This is a genomic window from Streptomyces sp. NPDC085931 (assembly GCF_044540565.1).
GTDB lineage: Bacteria > Actinomycetota > Actinomycetes > Streptomycetales > Streptomycetaceae > Streptomyces.
This window is the reverse complement of record NZ_JBITSK010000001.1, coordinates 328,670-349,625: the sequence shown is the minus strand read 5'-3', so window position 1 is coordinate 349,625 and position 20,956 is coordinate 328,670. Positions and strand designations below refer to the sequence as shown.

General features: G+C 73.9%; 21 protein-coding genes and 1 riboswitch. Of the genes, 7 read left to right on the top strand and 14 right to left on the bottom strand.

Annotated elements, in window-relative coordinates; translation table 11 throughout:
• Positions 1-21 precede the first annotated feature (21 nt).
• The 3 genes from ACIGAN_RS01475 to ACIGAN_RS01465 form a co-directional block, all read right to left on the bottom strand.
• Positions 22-444, bottom strand: a complete 423-nt coding sequence (locus tag ACIGAN_RS01475) for an acyl-CoA thioesterase (protein WP_399854393.1) — start codon at positions 442-444, stop codon at positions 22-24.
• Between the two features lie 79 nt (positions 445-523).
• The gene (locus tag ACIGAN_RS01470) at positions 524-1,174 is read right to left on the bottom strand and encodes a hypothetical protein (protein ID WP_399854392.1); all 651 of its coding nucleotides are present in this window, start codon (positions 1,172-1,174) and stop codon (positions 524-526) included.
• A gap of 76 nt (positions 1,175-1,250) precedes the next feature.
• Positions 1,251-2,459, bottom strand: coding sequence for a pyridoxal phosphate-dependent aminotransferase (locus tag ACIGAN_RS01465; protein ID WP_399854391.1), 1,209 nt, complete (start codon positions 2,457-2,459; stop codon positions 1,251-1,253).
• Positions 2,460-2,545: 86 nt separating this feature from the next.
• Between ACIGAN_RS01465 and ACIGAN_RS01460 the strand changes: the two genes are divergently transcribed.
• Complete coding sequence (locus ACIGAN_RS01460; protein WP_399854390.1) at positions 2,546-3,172, top strand: winged helix-turn-helix transcriptional regulator; 627 nt, start codon at positions 2,546-2,548, stop codon at positions 3,170-3,172.
• Positions 3,173-3,219: 47 nt separating this feature from the next.
• Here ACIGAN_RS01460 and ACIGAN_RS01455 read toward each other — a convergent pair whose 3' ends face one another.
• From ACIGAN_RS01455 to ACIGAN_RS01445, 3 genes are read right to left on the bottom strand one after another with little or no spacing between them, the layout of a single operon-like run.
• Positions 3,220-4,011 carry a hypothetical protein gene (locus ACIGAN_RS01455; protein ID WP_399854389.1) on the bottom strand — a complete coding sequence of 264 codons (792 nt, stop codon included), beginning with the start codon at positions 4,009-4,011 and terminating at the stop codon, positions 3,220-3,222.
• Positions 4,011-5,276: a VWA domain-containing protein gene (locus ACIGAN_RS01450; RefSeq protein WP_399854388.1), complete on the bottom strand. Its 1,266-nt coding sequence runs from the start codon at positions 5,274-5,276 to the stop codon at positions 4,011-4,013. The genes ACIGAN_RS01455 and ACIGAN_RS01450 overlap by 1 nt, the downstream gene beginning before the upstream one ends.
• Positions 5,277-5,320: 44 nt before the next feature.
• Positions 5,321-6,814 (bottom strand): IucA/IucC family protein, encoded by a 1,494-nt coding sequence (locus ACIGAN_RS01445; RefSeq protein WP_399854387.1) that lies wholly within the window; start codon positions 6,812-6,814, stop codon positions 5,321-5,323.
• 100 nt (positions 6,815-6,914) lie between these two features.
• Between ACIGAN_RS01445 and ACIGAN_RS01440 the strand changes: the two genes are divergently transcribed.
• Both ACIGAN_RS01440 and ACIGAN_RS01435 read left to right on the top strand, forming a co-directional pair.
• A complete protein-coding gene (locus tag ACIGAN_RS01440; protein ID WP_399854386.1) occupies positions 6,915-8,447 on the top strand; it encodes an IucA/IucC family protein in 1,533 nt (510 codons plus the stop codon).
• A 49-nt stretch (positions 8,448-8,496) separates the two neighbouring features.
• Positions 8,497-8,622: riboswitch (cobalamin riboswitch) on the top strand.
• Between the two features lie 62 nt (positions 8,623-8,684).
• Positions 8,685-9,083, top strand: coding sequence for a (2Fe-2S) ferredoxin domain-containing protein (locus ACIGAN_RS01435; protein WP_365739719.1), 399 nt, complete (start codon positions 8,685-8,687; stop codon positions 9,081-9,083).
• A 7-nt stretch (positions 9,084-9,090) separates the two neighbouring features.
• On the opposite strand, the gene ACIGAN_RS01430 is transcribed toward ACIGAN_RS01435, so the two are convergent.
• Genes ACIGAN_RS01430 through ACIGAN_RS01415 form a run of 4 tightly spaced genes read right to left on the bottom strand, consistent with a single transcriptional unit; the run spans position 9,091 to position 13,636 of the window.
• Positions 9,091-11,163, bottom strand: coding sequence for an iron ABC transporter permease (locus tag ACIGAN_RS01430; RefSeq protein ID WP_399854385.1), 2,073 nt, complete (start codon positions 11,161-11,163; stop codon positions 9,091-9,093).
• Positions 11,164-11,171: 8 nt separating this feature from the next.
• Positions 11,172-12,152 (bottom strand): ABC transporter substrate-binding protein, encoded by a 981-nt coding sequence (locus ACIGAN_RS01425; protein ID WP_399854384.1) that lies wholly within the window; start codon positions 12,150-12,152, stop codon positions 11,172-11,174.
• Complete coding sequence (locus tag ACIGAN_RS01420) at positions 12,149-13,018, bottom strand: ABC transporter ATP-binding protein (protein WP_365099281.1); 870 nt, start codon at positions 13,016-13,018, stop codon at positions 12,149-12,151. The genes ACIGAN_RS01425 and ACIGAN_RS01420 overlap by 4 nt, the downstream gene beginning before the upstream one ends.
• A gap of 54 nt (positions 13,019-13,072) precedes the next feature.
• On the bottom strand, positions 13,073-13,636 hold the full coding sequence (locus tag ACIGAN_RS01415) for an MSMEG_1061 family FMN-dependent PPOX-type flavoprotein (protein ID WP_399854383.1): 564 nt from the start codon (positions 13,634-13,636) through the stop codon (positions 13,073-13,075).
• Between the two features lie 105 nt (positions 13,637-13,741).
• Between ACIGAN_RS01415 and ACIGAN_RS01410 the strand changes: the two genes are divergently transcribed.
• A complete protein-coding gene (locus ACIGAN_RS01410; protein WP_365739715.1) occupies positions 13,742-14,656 on the top strand; it encodes a HipA family kinase in 915 nt (304 codons plus the stop codon).
• Positions 14,653-14,922, top strand: a complete 270-nt coding sequence (locus ACIGAN_RS01405; protein WP_365099284.1) for a SelT/SelW/SelH family protein — start codon at positions 14,653-14,655, stop codon at positions 14,920-14,922. Before ACIGAN_RS01410 ends, ACIGAN_RS01405 begins: the two co-directional genes overlap by 4 nt.
• Positions 14,923-14,941: 19 nt before the next feature.
• Here ACIGAN_RS01405 and aceB read toward each other — a convergent pair whose 3' ends face one another.
• Together aceB and ACIGAN_RS01395 are read right to left on the bottom strand one after the other, a co-directional pair.
• Complete coding sequence (gene aceB / locus ACIGAN_RS01400; RefSeq protein WP_399854382.1) at positions 14,942-16,567, bottom strand: malate synthase A; 1,626 nt, start codon at positions 16,565-16,567, stop codon at positions 14,942-14,944.
• Positions 16,568-16,772: 205 nt separating this feature from the next.
• Positions 16,773-17,384 carry a nucleotidyltransferase family protein gene (locus ACIGAN_RS01395; RefSeq protein ID WP_399854381.1) on the bottom strand — a complete coding sequence of 204 codons (612 nt, stop codon included), beginning with the start codon at positions 17,382-17,384 and terminating at the stop codon, positions 16,773-16,775.
• 193 nt (positions 17,385-17,577) lie between these two features.
• Here ACIGAN_RS01395 and ACIGAN_RS01390 point away from each other — a divergent pair, with 193 nt between their 5' ends.
• Positions 17,578-17,907, top strand: coding sequence for a DUF5955 family protein (locus ACIGAN_RS01390; protein ID WP_365099287.1), 330 nt, complete (start codon positions 17,578-17,580; stop codon positions 17,905-17,907).
• 61 nt (positions 17,908-17,968) lie between these two features.
• Here ACIGAN_RS01390 and ACIGAN_RS01385 read toward each other — a convergent pair whose 3' ends face one another.
• Both ACIGAN_RS01385 and ACIGAN_RS01380 read right to left on the bottom strand, forming a co-directional pair.
• The gene (locus ACIGAN_RS01385) at positions 17,969-18,655 is read right to left on the bottom strand and encodes a DUF6304 family protein (RefSeq protein ID WP_365739710.1); all 687 of its coding nucleotides are present in this window, start codon (positions 18,653-18,655) and stop codon (positions 17,969-17,971) included.
• Positions 18,652-19,446, bottom strand: coding sequence for an IclR family transcriptional regulator (locus tag ACIGAN_RS01380; RefSeq protein WP_365099057.1), 795 nt, complete (start codon positions 19,444-19,446; stop codon positions 18,652-18,654). The genes ACIGAN_RS01385 and ACIGAN_RS01380 overlap by 4 nt, the downstream gene beginning before the upstream one ends.
• Before the next feature lie 163 nt (positions 19,447-19,609).
• Here ACIGAN_RS01380 and allB point away from each other — a divergent pair, with 163 nt between their 5' ends.
• Positions 19,610-20,950 carry an allantoinase AllB gene (allB, locus tag ACIGAN_RS01375; RefSeq protein WP_365739707.1) on the top strand — a complete coding sequence of 447 codons (1,341 nt, stop codon included), beginning with the start codon at positions 19,610-19,612 and terminating at the stop codon, positions 20,948-20,950.
• Positions 20,951-20,956 lie beyond the last annotated feature (6 nt).

Here is a 20,956-nt window from a genome sequence, read left to right as displayed (position 1 = left end):
GCACGCGCCGGGGCCGGTGACCTAGAGCCCGAACACGCCCGGGTGTGACGCCAGTCTCCGGAAGACCTCGGCGGGGTCCGCGACCAGCCTGCGCTTCTCCAGGTCGAGGATCCCGCCGACCGCCGAGATCTCGGCGGCCACCGTGCCGTCGGTCTTCACCACGGCCTGCTCGATCCGGAACGTCTTGCCCTCACCCCAGACGAAGGCGCAGGTCACCTCGGCCTCGTCGCCCGCGAGCAGCTCCCGCCGGTAGCGGATGGTCGTCTCCAGGGCGACCGGGCCGACGCCGCTGGAGACGAGGGCGGACTGGCTGATGCCGGCCGCCTGGAGCAGGGACCAGCGGGCGTGCTCCGCGTAGTTCAGATAGACCGCCTGGTTGAGGTGTCCCTGCACGTCCGTCTCGTATCCACGGACGGTCACAGGGACGGAAAACGGCTCGCTCACGGCTTCCCCTTCCGGCACCGGACCTCCTCGCCGGGCGTCCCGTGCACGGCGCGACGATCCGTCGATCTTGGCATGTACATCATGCCCGGCGCGGTGAAGCCAGCAGATACCGGTTCGCGGTGCGCGGCTCGCGGTGCTCGCTCACCTGCCAGCCTGCCTCTTCCAGCGTGGCCGCGCAGGCCCGCAGCGCCTCGCCGTCCGGCCCGTACACGGCGACGGCCTCCGGCTGCGGGGTCTCGCGCACCCGGTAGCCCTCCTCGTCCGGCCCGGCCGGACGGTGGCCCGCCGCCTCCAGCGCGAGCGCGGCGGCCCGCACCAGGTGCGCGCGCTCCCAGCCGCACGGCCGGTCCACCGCCCCGTCCGGGTTGGTCATCCGGCGCAGCTCCAGCAGCCCCTGCCAGGCGCTGTGCACCTCGCGCCGCCGGGCGGGCCCGGACCGCGGAGGATCCGGCTCGCCGCCGGTGCGTGCGGCGAACACCCCCGCCGGCGCGGGGTCCGCAGCGGAACCGGCGGGCCCTGACCCGGCGGGCTCGGGCGCCCCGGTGATGCCCTGCCGTATCCGGTGCCCCTCCGGCGTCAGGTAGTGCTCGTGCGGCGGACGGGGGTGGCGGAAGGCCAGACCCCGCTTCACCAGCGCGGCGAGCTGCGCCTCCGTCCCCCGCAGCCGTCCGGTCACGGGGTCGGCGGCGTCGATCACACGCCGCTGCGCGGCGGTCGGCGGTCGCGTCACGGCGTGCTCCTCTCCGGCCGGTCCCGGGCACGGGCCCACCTGCTCGAAGGCTACGACCCGCCACTGACAACCGCGCCTACTGGCGGTAGCCGGCGAGGAAGCGCCCGATCCGGCCGATCGCCGCCTCCAGGTCGTCGGCGTACGGCAGGGTCAGGATGCGGAAGTGGTCGGGCGCGGGCCAGTTGAAGCCGGTGCCCTGCACCACCTGGATCTTCTCGCGCAGCAGCAGGTCCAGGACGAACTTCTCGTCGTCGTGGATCGGGTACACCTCGGGATCCAGCCGGGGGAAGGCGTACAGCGCGCCCTTCGGCTTCACGCAGCTCACGCCCGGGATCTCGTTGAGCCTGCGCCAGGCCACGTCCCGCTGCTCCCGCAGCCGCCCGCCCGGCGCGGTCAGCTCGCCGATGGACTGCCGGCCGCCGAGCGCGGCCTGGATGGCGTACTGGGCGGGGGCGTTGGCGCACAGCCGCATGGAGGCCAGCATGGTCAGCCCCTCCAGGTAGTCCTTGGCGTGCTGCTTGGGACCCGTGACCACCAGCCAGCCGGAGCGGAAACCCGCCACGCGGTAGGTCTTGGACAGGCCGCAGAAGGTGAGGACGACCAGGTCCGGGGCGAGCGCGGCGGCCGAGTGGTGCACGGCGTCGTCGTAGAGGATCTGGTCGTAGATCTCGTCGGCGAAGACCATCAGGCCGTGGCGGCGGGCGAGGTCGAGGATGCCCTCGACGATCTCCTTGGGGTAGACCGCGCCGGTGGGGTTGTTCGGATTGATGATCACGACCGCCTTGGTGCGGTCGGTGATCTTCGCGGCCAGGTCGTCCAGGTCCGGGTACCAGTCGGCCTGTTCGTCGCACAGGTAGTGGACGGCCCTGCCGCCGGCGAGGGTGGTGACCGCCGTCCAGAGGGGGAAGTCGGGGGCGGGGATCAGGACCTCGTCGCCGTCCTCGATCAACGCCTGTACGGCCATGGAGACCAGCTCGGAGACGCCGTTGCCGAGGAAGACGTCGTCGACGCCGACCTCCAGGCCCAGCGTCTGGTAGCGCTGGGCCACGGCCCGGCGGGCGGAGAGGATGCCGCGCGAGTCGGTGTAGCCGTGCGCCCGCGGCAGCATCCGGATCATGTCCTGGAGGATCTCCTCGGGTGCCTCGAACCCGAAGAGCGCGGGGTTGCCGGTGTTCAGGCGCAGCACGCTGTGGCCGGCCTCCTCCAGCGCGTTGGCGTGCTCGATCACCGGGCCGCGGATCTCGTAGCAGACCTCGCTGAGCTTGCTCGACTGCCGGAACTCCATGCGCCGCTTCCCCTCTGCCGACTGTGTCGCTTGGTTTTACCAAGTAGGCGCTTGGAAAGTCCAACAACTTGTCTAGACTGCGTCGCATGCCACCTCGCCGAAGCTACGACCAGTACTGCCCCGCCGCCCGCGCGCTCGACGTCGTCGGCGACCGCTGGACCCTGCTGATCGTCCGGGAGCTGCTCGCCGGTCCCCGCCGCTACACCGACCTGCACGCGGACCTGCCCGGCGTCAGCACGGACGTACTCGCCTCGCGGCTGAGGGACATGGAGCGCGACGGCCTGGCGACCCGGCGCCGGCTCCCGCCGCCCGGCGCGGCGAACGTCTACGAACTCACCCCCAGGGGCCGTGAGTTGCTGCCGGTGCTGCAGGCGCTGGGGGAGTGGGGGCAGGGCGAACTCGGCGAGCGCAGGCCCACCGACGCCGTCCGGGCGCACTGGTTCGCGCTCCCCCTGCTGCGCCTGCTGGGCGGCGAGGGACTCGTCGAAGTCCGCTTGGAGGAGGGGCGGTTCCATGTGCACGCCGGTGCCGAGGAGGGCCCGGTGTACGGCGACGGGCCCGCCCCCGGGGAGCCCGACGCCCTGCTGACCCTGGACACGGCCACGTGCACGGCGCTCGGCCGGGGCGAGCTGGACCTGGTGCGGGCCGTGCGGGAGGGCCGGGTCGAGGTGACCGGCGAGGGCGCCCTGGCGAAGGCACTGCGCGAGGGATGAGAGAAGGCCCGCACCGGGCGGGCCTTCTCCAGGGGCGTCGGACCGGGTCAGGCACCCGGCGGGACGCGGGCCGGGCGGCCCGAGCCACGGGTCAGGGCGTATCCGGCGACCCCCGCCAGCGCGGCCAGCGCGCCGCCCAGGGCGGTCCACACCCACCGGTCCGACCACCAGCCGGACGTCCAGCCGTCCTCGGGTGCGAGCCCGGCCGGCACCGCCGCGTCCTCCCGATCCTCCTCGGTCTTCGCCGCGGTCCCCGGCACCAGCGGCTCGGCCAGGGAGCCGTCCACCGCCGCCGCGCCGCCGGCGTCCTCGGACTCGACCCGGACCCGGGTCTCGACCGGGAGACCGAGGTCGGAGGTGGCGGCCCCGGTGACGGTCAGCCGCACGTAGTACGTGCCGGGCAGCGGGTCGTTCGCCCACGGCTCCGACCAGGCGCGGACCGTGCGCAGGGCGCAGGCCAGTTCCACCGAGGCCGCGTCCGCCGCCGCGGTGCGGGTCTGGGCGCCGTACCGGCAGGCCTGGCGGCGGCGCAGCCCGTCGTAGACGTCGACCTGCCAGGTCTGGGAGGCATGGGTGTCCGGCAGCCGCACCGTGGCCCGGACCGTGGGGCGCTGCCCGGTGTCCGCGGGGAACGACCAGTACAGGTAGTCGCCGGTGGAGCCGCCGGCCGTGGCCTCCTGCCCGGGCTCGATCCCCGTCGCGGTGCGGAACGAGGTGCCCGCCCGCGTGGGGCCCGCCGAGCCGTCCCGCGCCGGACCCGGCGAGGCGTCGGCGGCGGCCGGGGCGGCCGCCAGGCCCAGGGTCAGCAACGCGGCGCCGAACGCGCGTACCACTCGCATCAGTTGGTCCTCCAGACGGCGACCCGCCAGCGCGACAGCCAGCCCCAGACGAGACCGGCCAGGAAACCGGTCAGGATCAGCACACCCAGCAGCCACCAGCCGCGGCCCAGACCGAAGGCGGCCACGTCGGACGCCTCGCCGGGACCGTCCACCACGTCGACGGTCAGCTCCAGCGGCAGACCGGGCGTGGTCTTCACGCCGGAGGCCGCCGAGAAGGAGTGCGAGACCGCCAGGCAGACCGCCTCGGCGGGAGCGCCTTCCTCGTCGCCCCCGGCCTTCGGATAGCGCAGACCCGTCGAGATCACATCCGTACGGCCGGTGCCCGCCGCCTCGCCGCGCACGATCTCCCGGCCCTTGAGCGTGACGGCCCGCAGCAGCACGCCGTAGCCGGGGTTCACGGCCCGGTCGGCCGCCACGCTCACCGACGCGCGCAGCTCCTTGCCCGGCGGGAGGTCCACCCGGTACCAGCGCTGCTGCCCGAACCCCTCCCGGTCGGTGTACAGGCCCGGCTTCAGGGCCGGAGCCCCGGCGCACCGGTCCGCGCCCTCGGCCGGCACCGGCGTCACCACCGGGTCGGCCGCCCGGTCCACCAACTCGTTCACCCGGTCGGTGAGTTCGTCCTGGTGCCGCACCGAGGTGTAGGTGCCGCCGGTGGCCTCGGCGATGCAGCTCAGCTGCCGGCTCAGCTTCGCCGTCGGCACCAGGCCGAGCGTGTCGATGGTCAGGCCGATGCCCTTGGCGGCGATCTCGCGGGCGACCTCGCACGGGTCGAGCGGGGCGCAGGTGTCCTCTCCGTCGCTGATCAGCACGATGCGCTTGGAGCCGTCACCGCCGTCCAGGTCACCGGCCGCCTTCAGCAGGGCCGGTCCGATCGGCGTCCAGCCGGTCGGGGCGAGGGTGGCGACGGCCGCCTTCGCCTCGGTGCGGTCGAGCGGCCCGACCGGGTAGAGCTGCGCGGTGTCCTTGCAGCCGGTTCGGCGGTCGTCGCCGGGGTAGTTCGCGCCGAGGGTGCGGATACCGAGCTCGACCTCCTCGGGCGTCGCGTCCAGCACGTCGCTGAACGCCTGCTTCGCGGCGGCCATCCGCGACTGTCCGTCGATGTCCCGGGCCCGCATCGAGCCGCTCACATCGAGGACGAGGTCGACCTTGGGGGCGTCCCGGCCCGTGGGTTCACCGGCGGCCGCCCCGGCCGGGAGGGCGATCCCGGCGGTCAGGGCGGCGAGCAGGGCACAGGCGCCCGCCGCCAGCCGTGTACGTGTGATCATCGGCGGATCCTATTGATCACTCGGGCCGTCCTCCAAAACGGCCCTCAGCGCAGCGGATTGGGCAGCTCCGCCCACTGGTCCCCGGGCGTGCGCGGCGAGAGCCGCATCAGCGTCAGCGCCTTCGTGGGCAGGGGCTCAGCCCGCAGGGCCGCGACGTCCGCGGTGTCCGGCAGGTCCCCCAGGGCCGCCTCCAGTGCCGCCGCGAGCGCCTCGTACGACCCGGCCGTCCCGGCCAGCGCGCCCGCCACCAGGGAACCGAACAGCTTGCGGCGCAGGGTGCGTTCGTCGTCCGTGACCATGCGGGCGGGCAGCTCGGGCACCGCGATGCCGTGCCGGGCGAGACGGGCCGGACTCACGCGGATGTCGGCCAGATCGCGGTAGACCAGCCGCAGCGGCTCGCCCGCCGCCGAGAGGACGACCAGGAGGTTCTGGCCGTGCGCCTCGAGGGCCACGCCCAGTTCCAGCAGCCGCAGCCCGACCGTGAGGGCGAGACGGGCGAACCCGGCCAGCCAGGCGGCGGACCGGGGCAGTTCGGTGGTGGCGAGCGCGGCCACCGGCAGCACCCGCTCACCGCCGCCCGCGTACACCTGCGGCGACTGACGCAGCACGGCCGCGAAGTCGGGCGAGCCGGCCGCCGCCGCGCCCAGGGTGCGGGTGACGTGCAGCAGCCCGTCCGTGCGCGCGGCCGGGAGCGCGGCGAAGTCCGACAGCAGCGCGGAGGCGGCGACCGAAGGCAGCGAGATGTCCCGCACCGAGGACGTCAGCCGGGCGCTCAGCGAGGTCTTCACATGCGGCCCGCCGGGCAGGGCGAGCGTCCGCAGGGACATCAGCGGATGCGCCGGACGGCTCACCTCGCACGACCGCTTCAGCACGTGCGCCGCCTGCCAGGGGTGCACCGGCAGCAGCACGCGCCCCCCGTCCCGCAGGTCCTCCGGCCACCCACCGGTGACCAGGCACTCCTCCTCCGGCACCGGCACCAGCCCCAGCTCCACCACCGGCCGGTGCTCCGGCCCGTAGGCCAGCTGTTCGGCGACCGAGAAACCGGGCCGGGAGCGGCAGGTCGGGTGGAACGGGTGCCCGTCGACGATCCGCTGCTCCCACTCCCAGTCCCGCCGCGGCCACGCCCGGCGGTCCTCCTCCTGCCCCGCCCTGGACAGCGCCAGCGAGGCGACGCTGTGCCCGAGTTCGGCCGCGAAGGAGGCCGAGTGCGGCACGCCCAGGCCGGTCATCAGCCGTGCCGGATCGGCGTACTCCGTCCCGTCGAGCCGCACGGCCGTGACATACGCCCCGGTCGCGTACGGATCGGGCAGCGGACCGTGCAGCCGGCGGCCGTCGGCGAGGGACAGGGCCAGCCCGTCCCGGCCCCGCTCCACGCCGGTCACCCAGGGCAGTGGATCATGGGTCAGGCCACGCCACAGGCGGGACAGCACGGCCGCCCGGGCGCCGGGCAGTTCGGCCTCGTAGCGCGGCAGGAGTCCGGGCCGGACGACGGACAGCTCGTCGGCGACCTCGGTCTCGGCGCTGGGGGGACGGTGCACGGGCGGACTCCTCGGGTACGAATAGGGCGTCACAGCGGAATGGCGACGACCGACATACTGATCATCTCCGCCCGGAACGCTGGAAGGACCGTAGGGACGAGTGGAACGCGTGGACCTCATGCCCCCGCCCGCCGACGACGACTCGGCCCACGGTGACGACCCGGCCATCGGCTCTCTCGCCGACGCGTACGCCGCCGTGCCCCTGCTCAACTGCCTGCTGCGCGAGGTCGCCCGGCCGGTGCGCGAGGAGGACGGACACCGCGTCCACCACCTGCCCGGAGCGGACCGCCTGCTGCGCGTGCGCGGCACCCGGCGGCCCGCCGAGCCCGAGATCGAGGCGGCGGGCACCTGGCGGCGCCTCGGCCACGCCGAGCTGGTCGGCCTGGTCGCCGCGGAACTGCGCCGGCGCACCGGCGTGGACAATCCCGGCCTGCCCGCCGAGATGACCGACAGCCGGGACGTGATCGCCGCGCTGCTCGCCGCCCGCGCCGGGGCCACCCCGCCCGAGGACCTCTACCGGCGGTCCGAGCAGTGCCTGCTCACCGGCCACACGCACCACCCCGCCCCCAAGGCCCGCGGCGGCGGCCCCGCCGCGGCCTGGCTGCCGTACGCGCCCGAGGCGTACGCCCGCTTCCCGCTGGTCCTGCTCGGCCTGCGCGAGGACACCGTCGTGGAGGACGGCGACACTACGGCGCTCGACGCCCTCGGCACGGCACCGCCCGGCTACCGGCTGCTCCCGGCCCACCCCTGGCAGCTCGACCTGGCCGCCCGGGAGCTGGCCCCCGCCTTCGCGGACGGCAGACTCCTCCGGCTCGGCACCACGGCCTTCGACACCTGGCCGACGGCCGCGATCCGCACCGTCTACGCCCCCGAGCGGGACCTGTTTTTGAAGTTCAGCCTGGACGTGCGCATCACCAACGACATCCGCCGGCTCTGGCGCCACGACCTGCTCGCCCTGCGCCGGACCGACTCCGCCACGAGCGCGGCCTTCGCGGCGTACGACGGCCCGCCCGGCTGGCTCGGCGACCGCGGGTACCGCACCGCCGGCTTCTCTTTCGAGGCCCTCGCCGTCCTGGTCCGCGACGGCTTCACCGGCCGCCTCGTGCCCGGGGCGACCCCGCTGCTCGCGGCCGCCCTCGTCGAGGGCTTCGACGGCAACCCGCTCGACCGGGTCACCGACCCGGAGCCCTGGTGGGAGGCCTATCTGGCGCACGCCGTGCCCCCGGTCCTGGCGGCCTTCGCAGGCCACGGCGTCGTCGTCGAGGCCCATCTGCAGAACACGCTGGTCGCCGTGGACACGGCCGGCATGCCCGTGCAGGTGCTGTACCGGGACGCCGAGGGCGTCAAGCTGCTGCCGGACGTGGAGCGCGCGGCCGGCTGGGAACGGCTGGTGTACTGCCTGCTCGTCAACCACCTCACCGAGATCGCCGGTGCCCTCGCCGAACGCCGGCCCGGCTTCGACCCCTGGCCCGCCGTCCGCCGCGCACTCGCCCGGCACGACCTGCCGGAGATCCCGGCCTTGCTCGCCTCCCCGACCCTGCCCGCCAAGACGAACCTGCTGCTGCGCTGGACGGGCGCGGACGGCGCCGACGCCCGCTACCTGCCGCTGCCGAACCCGCTCAGGCGGTCCTGACCCCGGCGCGGCCCCGTGGAATGATGACCGGCGACAAGGGCGACGGCGGACGAGGAAGCCGGTGTGAATCCGGCGCGGTCCCGCCACTGTGATCGGCGAGCCGGTCCCGACAGGCCACTGCCCGCAAGCGGGTGGGAAGGCCGGGACCGGCGGCGACCCGAGAGCCAGGAGACTCACGCGGTCGCCTCCTCCACGGACCACCGGGGCGGATCTCCCCGGAGAGAGGGCAGGTGCGGCATGCCCGCGACGCCGGCCGGCGAACCCCTGGACGACCCCCGCGGCGATGCCCCGCCCTGCCGGGTCGTCGTCTGCCGGGACTGCTGCTGCGGCAGCCCCAAGGTGAGAGGCGTCGACCACGCGGCCCAGACCGCGCGCCTGCGCGCGGCGGCGCCGGTGCGGATCTCCGACTGCCTCGACGTCTGCGACCAGGCCAACGTCGTCGTCGTGCAGCCGTCCGCCGCGGGCCGGGCCGCCGGCGCCCGCCCGGTCTGGCTCGGCCTGGTCAACGACCCGGCCGCCACCGAGGACGTCGTGGCCTGGGTGCGGGCCGGCGGCCCGGGCGTCGCCCCGCTGCCGGACATCCTCGGCCTGTACGTCTTCAGCCCGCGGGCGCGACGGGACGGCGACCGCGCCTGACACGGCCTCAGGCCGCCCGCCGGCTCCGGACCAGCAGCCACAGGAAGTACGGCGTGCCGATCACGGCCGTCATCAGACCGGCGCCCAGCTGGGCCGGGGCGATCACGGTCCGGCCCAGCAGGTCGGCCGTGCCGACGAGCGCGGCGCCGAGCAGCACGGCCACCGGCACCACCCGGACGTGCCGCCGGCCCACCAGGGCCCGGGCCGCGTGCGGCGCGACGAGGCCCACGAAGCCGATGGTGCCGGCCGAGGCCACGGCGGTCGCCGCCAGCAGCACGCCCACCACCAGGAAGCCGAGCCGGGCCCGGGGCAGTGCGAGCCCGAGCAGACGCGGGGTGTCCCCGTCCAGCGAGACGAGGTCCAGCTCGGTGCGCCGGGCGACCGCGACGGCCACCCCCAGGGCCAGCACGAGCGCCACGGGCACCACGTCCGCCGTGGTGCGCCCGTACGTCGAACCGGACAGCCAGGTCAGCGCCTTGGTGGCGTTGAACGGGTCGGTCAGCACGATGAGCAGGCTGATCAGGGCCGTCGACCCGGCCGCCACGCCGATGCCGACGAGGACCAGCCGGCTCTGCTGGTAGCCGCCCCGGGCGGCGAGCCCGAAGACGAGGGCGGAGGCCAGGGCCGCACCCGCGAAGGCGGCCCCCGCGACACCCCAGGAACCGGCGGCGGGCACGGTGGTCACCAGCAGCACGGCACCGAGCGCGGCGCCGCCGGAGACGCCCAGCACCCCGGGCTCCGCCAGCGGGTTGCGGGTCACGGCCTGCACCAGCGTGCCGGCCAGGGCGAGCGCGGCACCCGCGCAGAGGGCGGCGAGCACCCGCGGCACCCGGGTGTCCAGGACGAAGGAGACGGTCCGGCCGGCCCGGCCCTGCGCCCAGTTGGCGACGTCGCCGAGCAGGAGCTTGGTGTCGCCCAGCAGGACACCGGCGAGGGCGACGGCCACCACCGCGGCGGCCAGGGTCCCCACCGTGACCAGGAACGCCGTCCGGCCGGGGATGCGCAGCCGGTCCGGTGGCTCCACCCCGGCGGTGTCCCGCAGCCGCAGGGCCGTCGCCACCAGGAACACGGCCCCGACCAGGCTGGTGACGATGCCGGTGGGCACACCCACCGCCGTGTCCGCCGGGATCAGGGACCGCAGCAGCACGTCCGAGCCGAGCACCAGCGCCGCCCCGGCCAGCCCGGCCGCGGGCAGCGCCGCCCGCGCGCGGGTGAAGCCCCGGAACCGGCGGGCCAGCGGACGGACCAGGGCGGGCGCGCAGAGCCCGACGTAGCCGAGCGGACCGGCGAGCGTGACGGCCGCCGCGGACAGCAGCGCCGCCAGCACCACCACCGTGACGCGGGTGGCGTGCACCGGCACGCCGAGACCGCGCGCGGCGTCGTCGCCGAGGGCGAGCGCGTCGACCCGGCGGGCGACCAGCAGCAGCCCGGCGAGCCCCACCAGGGCGACGGGCAGCATCTGCAGGACACCGTCGAAACCGTTCTGGCCGATGCTGCCCTGGTTCCACTGGTAGAGGCCCTCCGTCTGCTGCGGGAACAGCAGCAGCAGCCCTTCCGTCAGGGAGTTCAGGCCCAGCGCGAGCGCGGTGCCGGCCAGGACCAGCCGTACGGTGCCGGTGCCGAGGCCGGACAGGGCGAGCACCACGGCCGCGGCCACCAGCCCGCCCGCGAAGGCCACGCCCGAGGAGGCCAGCAGGGGCAGGGAGACGCCGGTGGCGCCGACCAGTCCGAGCGCCAGGTACGAACCGGCGTTGACCGCGAGGGTGTCGGGCGAGGCGAGCACGTTGCGGCTGACGGCCTGCAGGACGGCGCCCGCGATGCCGAGGACGACGCCGACCAGGATCCCGGCGGCCATGCGCGGCAGCCGGGAGGCGATCACCACCGAGGCGTCGCCCGGATCGGCCTGCCCGGTCAGGGCCTTGAGCACCTGCGCCGGTCCGACGGCGGCGGTGCCCTGGGTGATGTCGGCGACCGCGAGGGCGGCGACGAGGAGGACGAGCCCGGCCGTCACCGCGGCCGCGCCCGTCCGGGACGCGGCCGCCGTGGGACGGACGGCGGGGGGCGCTTCGGTGACGGCCATGGCGGGCGTTACTTCGTCAGCGCTGCGACGAGGGCGTCGATGTACGCCTCCATCGAGCCGGGACCGCCGAACATCCAGATGCCGTCGGGCAGCCGGTGCACGTCGCCGGCCTTGACGAACGGCAGGGAGCTCCACACGGCGTTCTTCTTCAGCTGCCCGGCGAACGGGTTGCTGGCCTTGTCGCCGTCGTTGCCGATGTAGGCGAACGCGGTGTCCTTCGGCAGGGCGGTCAGGCCCTCGACGTCGGTGGTGCCCAGGCCGTAGGCCGGGTCGCCCTTGACCTTCCAGGCGTTCTTCAGGCCGAGCTTTTCGTTGACGGAGCCGATGAGCGAGCCGCTGGTGTACGGACGGATGGAGACCTGGTTGGACGTCACGTAGCCGTCCGCGAAGGCGACGGAGCTGCCGCCGAGCTCGGCATCGGCGAGGGTCTTGCGGCCCGCGGCGACCTTGGCGTCGAAGCTCTCGCGGGCGGCCTCGGCCCTGTCGGTGGTGCCGGTGGCCTTCGCGATCAGGTCGAGGTTCTCGAACATCTGCCCGATCTGGTCGGCGGCATCGGCCGACTTGATCTCCAGGACCGGCGCGATCTTCCGCAGCTGCTTCACGGCCGCGTCCGGCAGGTCGGAGCTGGCCACGATCAGGTCGGGGGAGAGCGAGGCGATGGTGTCCATGCTCGGCTCGCCGCGGGTGCCGATGTCCTTGGGCTCGTTCTTCAGCGGGACGGCGCTGTCCCAGGTCTTGTAGCCCTTGACGTCGGCCACGCCCACGGGGTCGACGCCGAGGGTGATCAGGCTCTCGACCTCGTTCCACTCGGTGGCCACGACCTTCTTCGCCGGGCCGTCCAGCTTCACCTTCGCGCCGGTGGAGTCGGTGAGGCTGATCGCCCCGGTGGTCTTCTCCGGGCTGTCGGCGGCCGGCTCGGTGGTGCCGCAGGCGGCGAGGGTGAGCGCCGCGGCGGTGGTGGTGGCCGCGGTGAGCAGGAGACGTCTCATGAGGTGGTGCCGAGCCTTTCGCTTCGGGTGGTGCGGGTGTGGTGGCGGCCGATCGGACGGGTCCGCAGCCGGCCGGTGAGGGGGTCGGTGTCGACGTCGATCCGGATGCCGTAGACGGCCGTGAGCCGTTCCGGCGTCAGGACGTCCTCGGGCCGGCCGTCGGCGACGATGCGGCCCGCTTCGAGCAGGGTGATCCGGTCGGCGAGGGCCGCCGCCTGGTCGAGGTCGTGCAGGACGACGCCCACGGCGATCCCGTGGTCGTCGGCCAGGTCGCGGACGAGGTCGAGCAGCTCGATCTGGTACCGCAGGTCGAGATAGGTGGTGGGCTCGTCCAGCAGCAGCACGCCGGTCTCCTGCGCCAGGCAGCTCGCGAGCCAGACGCGCTGCAGCTGCCCGCCGGAGAGGTGGTCGGCGCCGCGCCCGGCCAGCTCCGTCACCCCGGTCAGTGCCAGTGCCCGCTCGACGGCGGCCGAGGCGTCCGCGTCGGGGCGGCCGAACCGGCCCCGGTAGGGGTAGCGGCCGAACTCGACGAGGTCGCGCACGGTCAGCCCGCTGGGCGTGGGCCGTCCCTGGGTCAGCAGGGCCACGTGCCGGGCGAACTCCCGGGCCGACAGGGCCAGGCCGTCGATGTCGCCGTCGATCCGCAGTCCGGCCCGGCGGGCCCGCTGCAAGCGGGCGACCGTGCGCAGCAGCGTCGACTTCCCACTGCCGTTGGGGCCGACCAGGACGGTGACCTCACCGGGCCGCAGCGTGATCGCCGCGCCGTGCACGACGTCCACACCGTCGTACGACACGGTCACGTCCGTGGCCGACAGTTCATGCCCGCGCAGACGTCGTCCGCCCGCGGGCTCCTCACCAGATCTCACGAGAGCGAAGGTTAGCCTAACCTAACCGCAGGTCGAGAGGGGGGTACCCGGTCCTCAGGCGGCCCGCCAGGAGGCGGGATCCCACAGACCCGAGCGGCGCAGCGACGCGGGACAGTGCAGATAGATCTCGTCGATCTCCAACAGCAGGGCGAGGGCGGGGCGTTGGCCGCCGTGGCTCATGGCGTCGAAGAACGGGGCGTCGGTGAGGATGCGGGCCCGGCCGTTGACGCGCAGGACCTCCTTGCCGCCCGGTATCAGGTACAGCAGCCCCGCGTGCGGGTTGTCCAGGATGTTGTGCAGGCTGTCGCCGCGCCGGTTGCCCGGCCGGTCCGGCAGGGCGATGGTGCCCGGGTCGACGACGTGCGTGAATCCGGCCGCGTCCCCGCGGGGCGAGACGTCGCAGCCGCCGCTCGCGTCGGAGGTGGCCAGCAGGCAGAAGGGGGAGCGGGCGAGGATGCCGAGGTCCTGCTCGGTGAGCCGGTCGTGGACCTTCTCGATCACCACCGGCCACGGCTCGCCCAGCAGCTCCCGCAGCCGGGCGCGGTCGGCCAGTTCGACCCAGCCCCGCCCGGACGCTGCGTCCGGCCCGTCCCCGGCGGTGTCGGTGATGTGCGGCATGGCCGGCTCCCGTGCTCAAAATGATCGAAGTTAGGATTGGCTGACCTTAACGGACCGCGATCGGCTGATCGCCGCCGCGGTCCTGCCGCCCGGTACGGTGGGGGAATGCTGTCCGAGGTCACCGCCACCCGCTACATCGAGCCGCTGCGCTCCGGCGGTTCCGTCCCCGGGATCGTCGAGGCGGACGACCTGGGCACCTACGTCGTGAAGTTCACCGGCTCCGCGCAGGGCCGCAAGGCGCTGGTCGCCGAGGTGATCGTGGGCGAACTGGCCCGGGCGCTCGGACTGCGCTTCCCGGAGCTGGTCCTGGTGCACTTCGACCCGGCCATCGCGCGCGACGAGCCGCACCAGGAGGTGCGCGGACTGCACGCGGCCAGCGCCGGAGTGAACCTCGGCATGGACTACCTGCCGGGCGCCCGGGACTTCACCCCCGAGGTCGCCCGGGACTTTTCCGTCGGCCCGCTGGAGGCCGGGCGGATCGTCTGGCTGGACGCCCTGACCGTGAACGTCGACCGCACGGTCCACAGCTCCAACCTCATGGTCTGGCCGACGCTGGGCGTGGCGCCCCCGCGCCTGTGGCTGATCGACCACGGCGCCGCCCTCGTCTTCCACCACCGCTGGGACGGCACCGACCCCGCGAAGGCCTACGACTTCCGCCACCACGCCCTCGGCCACTACGCGCCCGACGTCCGGGCCGCCGACGCCGAACTCGCCCCCAGGGTCACCGAGGACCTGCTGCGCCGCATCCTCGCCGAGGTCCCGGACGCCTGGCTCGCCGACGACCCGGCCTTCGCCACCCCGGACGCGGCCCGCGCGGCGTACGTGGCGTACCTGCACGCGCGCGTGCGGGCCTCCGCTGCGTGGCTGCCCACCGACTTCCCCAGCCGGGAGGAGCTCGCCGCCGAGGAGGCCCTGCGGGCGGCGCGGAACCAGCGAGGACGTCCCGCGTGGCTCAAGCAGGTCCCCGACCTGCACGGCAAGCCCGCGGCCCAACAGGATTGGTCGGTGCACCTGGGATGAGTGGCCGTGTCGAGATCGAGTACTGCACGCAGTGCCGGTGGCTGCCCCGCGCCGCCTGGCTGGCGCAGGAGCTGCTCACCACCTTCGAGGCCGAACTGACCGAACTGGCCCTCAAGCCCGGCACGGGCGGGGTGTTCGTGGTCCGCGTCGGCGACGAGGTCGTCTGGGACCGCCGCGAGCAGGGTTTCCCCGAGCCGACGGCCGTGAAGAAGGCCGTACGCGACCGAGTGGCCCCGGGCAGGACCCTGGGCCACTCGGAGCGGTAGCGGCTGCCGCGGGCGCTGCTCAGCCCTTGAGCTGCTCGTACGCCGGCAGCGTGAGGAAGTCGGCGTAGTCCTCGTCGAGGGCGACCTTCAGCAGCAGGTCGTGCGCCTGCTGCCAGGTGCCGGCCGCGAACGCCTCCTCGCCGATCTCGCTCCTGATGTCCGCCAGTTCCTCGGCGGCGACCTTGCGGGCCAGTTCGGCGGTGACCCGCTCCCCGTTGTCCAGGACGACACCCGCGTTGATCCACTGCCAGATCTGCGAGCGGGAGATCTCGGCGGTGGCCGCGTCCTCCATGAGGTTGAAGATGGCGACCGCGCCCAGGCCGCGCAGCCACGCCTCGATGTAACGGATGCCGACCTGGACGGCGTTGACCAGGCCCGCGTAGGTCGGCTTGGCGTCGAGCGAGTCGATGGCGATGAGGTCGGCCGCCTTGACGTCGACGTCCTCGCGCAGCCGGTCCTTCTGGTTCGGCTTGTCGCCGAGGACCTTGTCGAAGGACTCCATGGCGATGGGCACCAGGTCGGGGTGGGCGACCCAGGAGCCGTCGAAACCGTCGTTCGCCTCGCGGTCCTTGTCGGCGCGGACCTTCTCGAAGGCGACCTTGTTGACCTCCGCGTCCCGGCGGGAGGGGATGAAGGCCGCCATGCCGCCGATGGCGTGCGCGCCCCGCTTGTGGCAGGTGCGGACGAGCAGTTCGGTGTAGGCGCGCATGAACGGGGCGGTCATCGTCACCGCGTTGCGGTCCGGCAGCACGAACTTCGCGCCGCCGTCACGGAAGTTCTTGACGATGGAGAACAGGTAGTCCCAGCGGCCCGCGTTCAGCCCTGAGGCGTGGTCGCGCAGTTCGTAGAGGATCTCCTCCATCTCGTACGCGGCCGTGATCGTCTCGATGAGGACGGTGGCGCGGACGGTGCCGTGGGGGATGCCGCAGTACTCCTGCGCGAAGACGAACACCTCGTTCCAGAGGCGGGCCTCCAGGTGCGACTCCGTCTTGGGCAGGTAGAAGTACGGGCCCTTGCCCAGGTCGAGCAGGCGCTGGGCGTTGTGGAAGAAGTACAGGCCGAAGTCGACCAGCGCGCCGGGCACGGGGGTGCCGTCGGCGTCCACGAGGTGACGCTCGTTCAGATGCCAGCCGCGCGGGCGCATGACGACCGTGGCGAGCTCCTCGTTCGCCTTCAGGGCGTAGGACTTGCCCGACTTCGGGTCGGTGAAGTCGATGTTCCGGGTGTAGGCGTCGATCAGGCTGAGCTGGCCCGTGACGACGTTCTCCCAGGTGGGCGCGGAGGCGTCCTCGAAGTCCGCGAGCCACACCTTCGCGCCCGAGTTGAGGGCGTTGATGGTCATCTTGCGGTCGGTGGGGCCGGTGATCTCGACCCGGCGGTCGTTCAGGGCGTCCGGGGCCGGGGCGACCTTCCAGGAGTCGTCGGCGCGGATCGCCGCCGTCTCCGGGAGGAAGTCGAGGGTGCAGGTGCGGGCGATCTCGGCGCGGCGCTCGGCGCGGCGGGCGAGGAGTTCGTCCCGCCGGGGGGTGAACCGCCGGTGCAGCTCGGCCACGAAGGCGAGCGCCGCTTCGGTGAGGACCTCCTCCTGCCGGGGCAGGGGCTCGGCGTCGACGATGGCCAGCGGGGACGGCGCTGGAGCGGACATGAACGGTCACTTCCTTCAGCGAGCTGTGAAGACGAGCCGGCGACGGCACCCGGTGCCAGTCTTCCCGGATACGGCGTTCGGCGCCCGGGGAGCCAGCGGGCGCTTCTGAACAGTGGATAGTAGTTTCCTCATGGTGGAAGTTCAATCGTCTGTTGATGTCGAGATTCTCCGAATCGAGGCAAGGTGGCGCTCCGTGCCACCCCGTTCACTCCAGGTGGACCAGGTCGGCCTCGGTGTCGATGTCGAACGGCCGGGCCACGTCGCCGCACTCCACGAGCGTGAGCGCCGGCGCGTGGTCCCTCAGATAGGCGCGTGCCCCCCGGTCCCCCGTGGCGGTCGCGGCGATGCCGGCCCAGTGCGCCGCGCCGAACAGCACCGGATGGCCGCGCACCCCGTCGTACGCGGCCGAGACCAGGGACTCCTCGCCCGTGTACGCGCTGAGCACCCGGGCCACCGCCGCGGGGCCGATGCCGGGCTGGTCGACGAGCGACACCAGGGCCGCCCGGGCGTCCGTGCCGGCGAGCGATTCCAGCCCGGCCCGCAGGGAGGACCCCATGCCCTGCTCCCAGTCCGGGTTGTCGACCAGCACGCAGCCCGTCAGCTCGGCCTGGGCGCGCACGTCGTCCGACTGCGCGCCCAGGACCACGTGCACCCGGGTGCACCCGCCCTCGCGCAGGACCCGCACCGCGTGCTCCACCAGCGGACGTTCCCGGTGGCGCAGCAGGGCCTTGGGGCGCCCGCCCAGCCGCCGTCCGCCCCCCGCGGCGAGCAGCAGGGCGACCACGCCCGTCTCGTCCGTCGTCTTCCTCGTCGTCATGGATCCTGCATACCGCACGATCCCGGCCGTTCGTCACACAGCGGAGCAAGTCGATGACGCAATGGACTGGCGCCCGGTGGTCCGCGTCGTTTACTGTCGCCCGCACCGACCGGCCGGGTGTGCGGGCAGGGCCGGCCGCGGAGTGCTCGGTGCCGGGACGGCACGCGCACGGCGAGGTGCGAGGGGGAGGACTGTGTTGCGGAGCGTGGAGCAGAAGCGGCAGGGGCCTGCGACCGGCGGCGACGAGGATCCGCGGGTGACGGAGCTGCGCTCCGCCGTGGCCCGGCTGCGGCGTCGCCTCGCCGCCCATCCCGGCGAGTTCGCCGACCGGAGCATCGCCGAGGAGGAACTGGCCGCCCTCGCGGCCATGGCCGCCGGCGGCGCCCCCGAGGTCCCGCGGCTGCGCCGCTCCCTGCTGCTCATCGCGGGCGCGATCGGCTCGGTGAGCGCGCTGTCCTCAGGCCTGGCGGAGGTCCGCCGGGCGGTGGACCTCTTCGGCGGGCCGGTGCGCGGGCAGGGCTAGGCCGTGTCCGTAAAGTCCCGCCTGCCCCGCGACGCCTAGCGCATCGCGGGCCCCAGGGGCCCTAGGGAAAGGTGCCCCGGTAACCGCCGTGCGTGCCGCGGGGCTCGAACTCCCCGCACCGGTGCGTCTCCTGGACGAACTCCGTGAGCGCGGGCCAGAGGGCGAAGATGCCCCGCGGGCCGTGCTTGCCGTCGACCCGGCGATAGCGGTCTTTGGTTCGCCGGAAGCACGCCAGACCCGCCATCAGCCCGTGGCCCGCCGGGCTGTAGTCGGACCAGGCGCAGGCGACGCACGCCCGCAGCCGGGCCCCGGGCGGGAGCCGGTGCTGGATGTCGTACAGGGCCGCCTCGAAGTCGTCGTGCTCCTCCGCGCCGCCGTACGTCCGCCCGTCCAGGCGCAGGGTGACGGTCAGGCTCTGCCCGTCCAGCCCGCCGCGCGGGGGCGGGACGGGGTCGCCCAGCCGCAGGGCGCAGCGCAGCACACCCGCCCGCGGGCCCTGCCCGGCGACGTCGACGGGGAGGGGCTGTTCCCACTCCAGCAGACAGGAGCAGAGGTCGCCGTCGCAGAAGCGGAACATCGCCTCGGGCGGCTCACCGGCCAGAGCGCCCAGGGCGTCCATCGTCTCGCCCGCGAAGCGGACGCCCCTGATCGTGGTGCGGATCAGCGCACGGCCGTCGGACTCGAAGACGACCTCCTGCGCACCGTGCCGGTCGGTGTAGCGGCCCGGCCAGGCGGACCAGGCGCTCACGCGGGGTTCTGGCTGGCGAGCGCCTGCGACAGTTCGCCGGCGACCTGCTGGAGCACCGGCACGATCCGCTCCGTCGCCGCCTCCGTGACCCGGCCCGCCGGGCCGGAGATGGAGATGGCCGCGGCGGTGGGGGAGTCGGGCACCGGGACCGCCAGGCAACGGACCCCGATCTCCTGCTCGTTGTCGTCGATGGCGTAGCCCTGGCGGCGCACGTCCTCCAGCGCCGCGAGGAACCCGTCGGCCGTCGTGATCGTCTTCTCCGTCGCGGCGGGCATGCCCGTGCGGGCCAGCAGCGCGCGCACCTCCTCCGGCGGGAAACCGGCCAGCAGGGCCTTGCCCACGCCCGTGGAGTGCGGCAGCACGCGCCGGCCGACCTCTGTGAACATGCGCATCGAGTGCTTCGACGGCACCTGGGCCACGTAGACGATCTCGTCGCCGTCCAGCAGCGCCATGTTCGCCGTCTCGCCGGTCTCCTCGACCAGCCGCGCCAGGTACGGCCGCGCCCAGGTGCCCAGCAGCCGGGAGGCCGACTCGCCCAGGCGGATCAGACGAGGGCCGAGCGCGTACCGCCGGTTGGGCTGCTGGCGTACGTATCCGCAGGCCACGAGCGTGCGCATCAGACGGTGGATGGTCGGCAGGGGCAGCCCGCTGGTCGCGGACAGCTCGCTCAGACCGACCTCTCCGCCCGCGTCCGCCATCCGTTCGAGCAGGTCGAAGGCGCGCTCCAGGGACTGGACCCCGCCGTTGGAGGACCGGGCGGAGTCGGTGGTGCTGGCGCTGGACGTGGGCACGGCGCGTTCCTTTCGCGTAACATTTCGCTTCCCGGTATGTTAATTCCGCTTTGTGGAAAAGTCCAGGGGTGTCCGCCGGTGCCGTCCGGTAGCAGTGTGCCCTTGACGGGGCCGGAGCGGGAGGGAAGACTCTTTCAACAGAATGTTGAAGAAAGGGGTTCGGGTGTCCGACGCTGAACTGGTGCTCCGCTCGACGCGTGTCCTCACGCCCGGGGGGACGGTTGCGGCATCCGTGGCCGTCGCCGGCGGCACGATCACCGCAGTCCTCCCTCACGACGCCCCCGTACCGGACGGCGCCCGCCTGGAGGACCTGGGCGACCACGTCCTGCTGCCCGGCCTGGTCGACACCCACGTGCACGTCAACGACCCCGGCCGCACCGAGTGGGAGGGCTTCTGGACCGCCACCCGGGCCGCCGCGGCCGGCGGCATCACGACCCTCGTCGACATGCCCCTCAACTCCCTGCCGCCCACCACGACCGTCGCGAACCTGCGCACCAAGCAGCGGGTCGCCGCCGACAAGGCGCACATCGACGTCGGCTTCTGGGGCGGCGCCCTGCCCGGCAACCTCAAGGACCTGCGCCCGCTGCACGAGGCAGGCGTGTTCGGCTTCAAGGCGTTCCTGTCCCCGTCCGGCGTGGAGGAGTTCCCGCACCTGGACCGCGCGTCGCTCGCCCGGACCATGGCCGAGATCGCCGCCCTCGACGGCCTCCTGATCGTGCACGCCGAGGACCCCCACCTGCTCGCCTCCGCCCCGCAGCGACCCGGCCCCCGCTACGCCGACTTCCTCGCCTCCCGCCCCCGGGACGCCGAGGACAGCGCCATCGCCCAGCTCATCCGCGAGGCCAAGGCCCTCGACGCCCGCGTGCACGTGCTGCACCTGTCGTCCGGTGACGCCCTGCCGATGATCGCCGAGGCACGGGCGGAGGGCGTGCGCATCACCGTGGAGACCTGTCCCCACTACCTGACCCTGACCGCCGAGGAAGTCCCCGACGGCGCCAGCGAGTTCAAGTGCTGCCCGCCCATCCGCGAGGCCGCCAACCAGGACCTGCTCTGGCAGGCGCTGGCCGACGGCACCATCGACTGCGTCGTCACCGACCACTCCCCGTCCACCGCCGACCTCAAGACCGGCGACTTCGCGACGGCCTGGGGCGGCATCTCCGGGCTCCAGCTGAGTCTCGCGGCGGTGTGGACCGAGGCCCGCCGGCGCGGGCACGGCCTGGAGGACGTCGTCCGCTGGATGTCGGCGCGGACCGCCGCACTCGTCGGGCTCGACGACCGCAAGGGCGCCATCGCCCCGGGACGCGACGCCGACTTCGCCGTCCTCGCCCCCGACGAGACCTTCACCGTCGACCCGGCCGCCCTCCAGCACCGCAACCGCGTCACGGCCTACGCCGGCAAGACCCTGTACGGCGTCGTCAAGTCGACCTGGCTGCGCGGTCGGCGCATCGTCGCGGACGGCGAGTTCACCGAACCGAAGGGGCGACTGCTCACCCGGACCCACTGACACCCC

What these genes read in the sequence shown, in the direction of transcription:
- ACIGAN_RS01425 (WP_399854384.1), bottom strand. Translation starts at nt 12,152, where the DNA reads ATGAGACGTCTCCTGCTCACCGCGGCCACCACCACCGCCGCGGCGCTC.
- ACIGAN_RS01410 (WP_365739715.1), top strand. Translation starts at nt 13,742, where the DNA reads ATGCTGTCCGAGGTCACCGCCACCCGCTACATCGAGCCGCTGCGCTCC.
- ACIGAN_RS01455 (WP_399854389.1), bottom strand. Translation starts at nt 4,011, where the DNA reads ATGCGAGTGGTACGCGCGTTCGGCGCCGCGTTGCTGACCCTGGGCCTG.
- ACIGAN_RS01405 (WP_365099284.1), top strand. Translation starts at nt 14,653, where the DNA reads ATGAGTGGCCGTGTCGAGATCGAGTACTGCACGCAGTGCCGGTGGCTG.
- ACIGAN_RS01465 (WP_399854391.1), bottom strand. Translation starts at nt 2,459, where the DNA reads ATGGAGTTCCGGCAGTCGAGCAAGCTCAGCGAGGTCTGCTACGAGATC.
- ACIGAN_RS01415 (WP_399854383.1), bottom strand. Translation starts at nt 13,636, where the DNA reads ATGCCGCACATCACCGACACCGCCGGGGACGGGCCGGACGCAGCGTCC.
- ACIGAN_RS01395 (WP_399854381.1), bottom strand. Translation starts at nt 17,384, where the DNA reads ATGACGACGAGGAAGACGACGGACGAGACGGGCGTGGTCGCCCTGCTG.
- ACIGAN_RS01450 (WP_399854388.1), bottom strand. Translation starts at nt 5,276, where the DNA reads ATGATCACACGTACACGGCTGGCGGCGGGCGCCTGTGCCCTGCTCGCC.
- aceB (WP_399854382.1), bottom strand. Translation starts at nt 16,567, where the DNA reads ATGTCCGCTCCAGCGCCGTCCCCGCTGGCCATCGTCGACGCCGAGCCC.
- ACIGAN_RS01430 (WP_399854385.1), bottom strand. Translation starts at nt 11,163, where the DNA reads ATGGCCGTCACCGAAGCGCCCCCCGCCGTCCGTCCCACGGCGGCCGCG.
- ACIGAN_RS01460 (WP_399854390.1), top strand. Translation starts at nt 2,546, where the DNA reads ATGCCACCTCGCCGAAGCTACGACCAGTACTGCCCCGCCGCCCGCGCG.
- ACIGAN_RS01435 (WP_365739719.1), top strand. Translation starts at nt 8,685, where the DNA reads ATGCCCGCGACGCCGGCCGGCGAACCCCTGGACGACCCCCGCGGCGAT.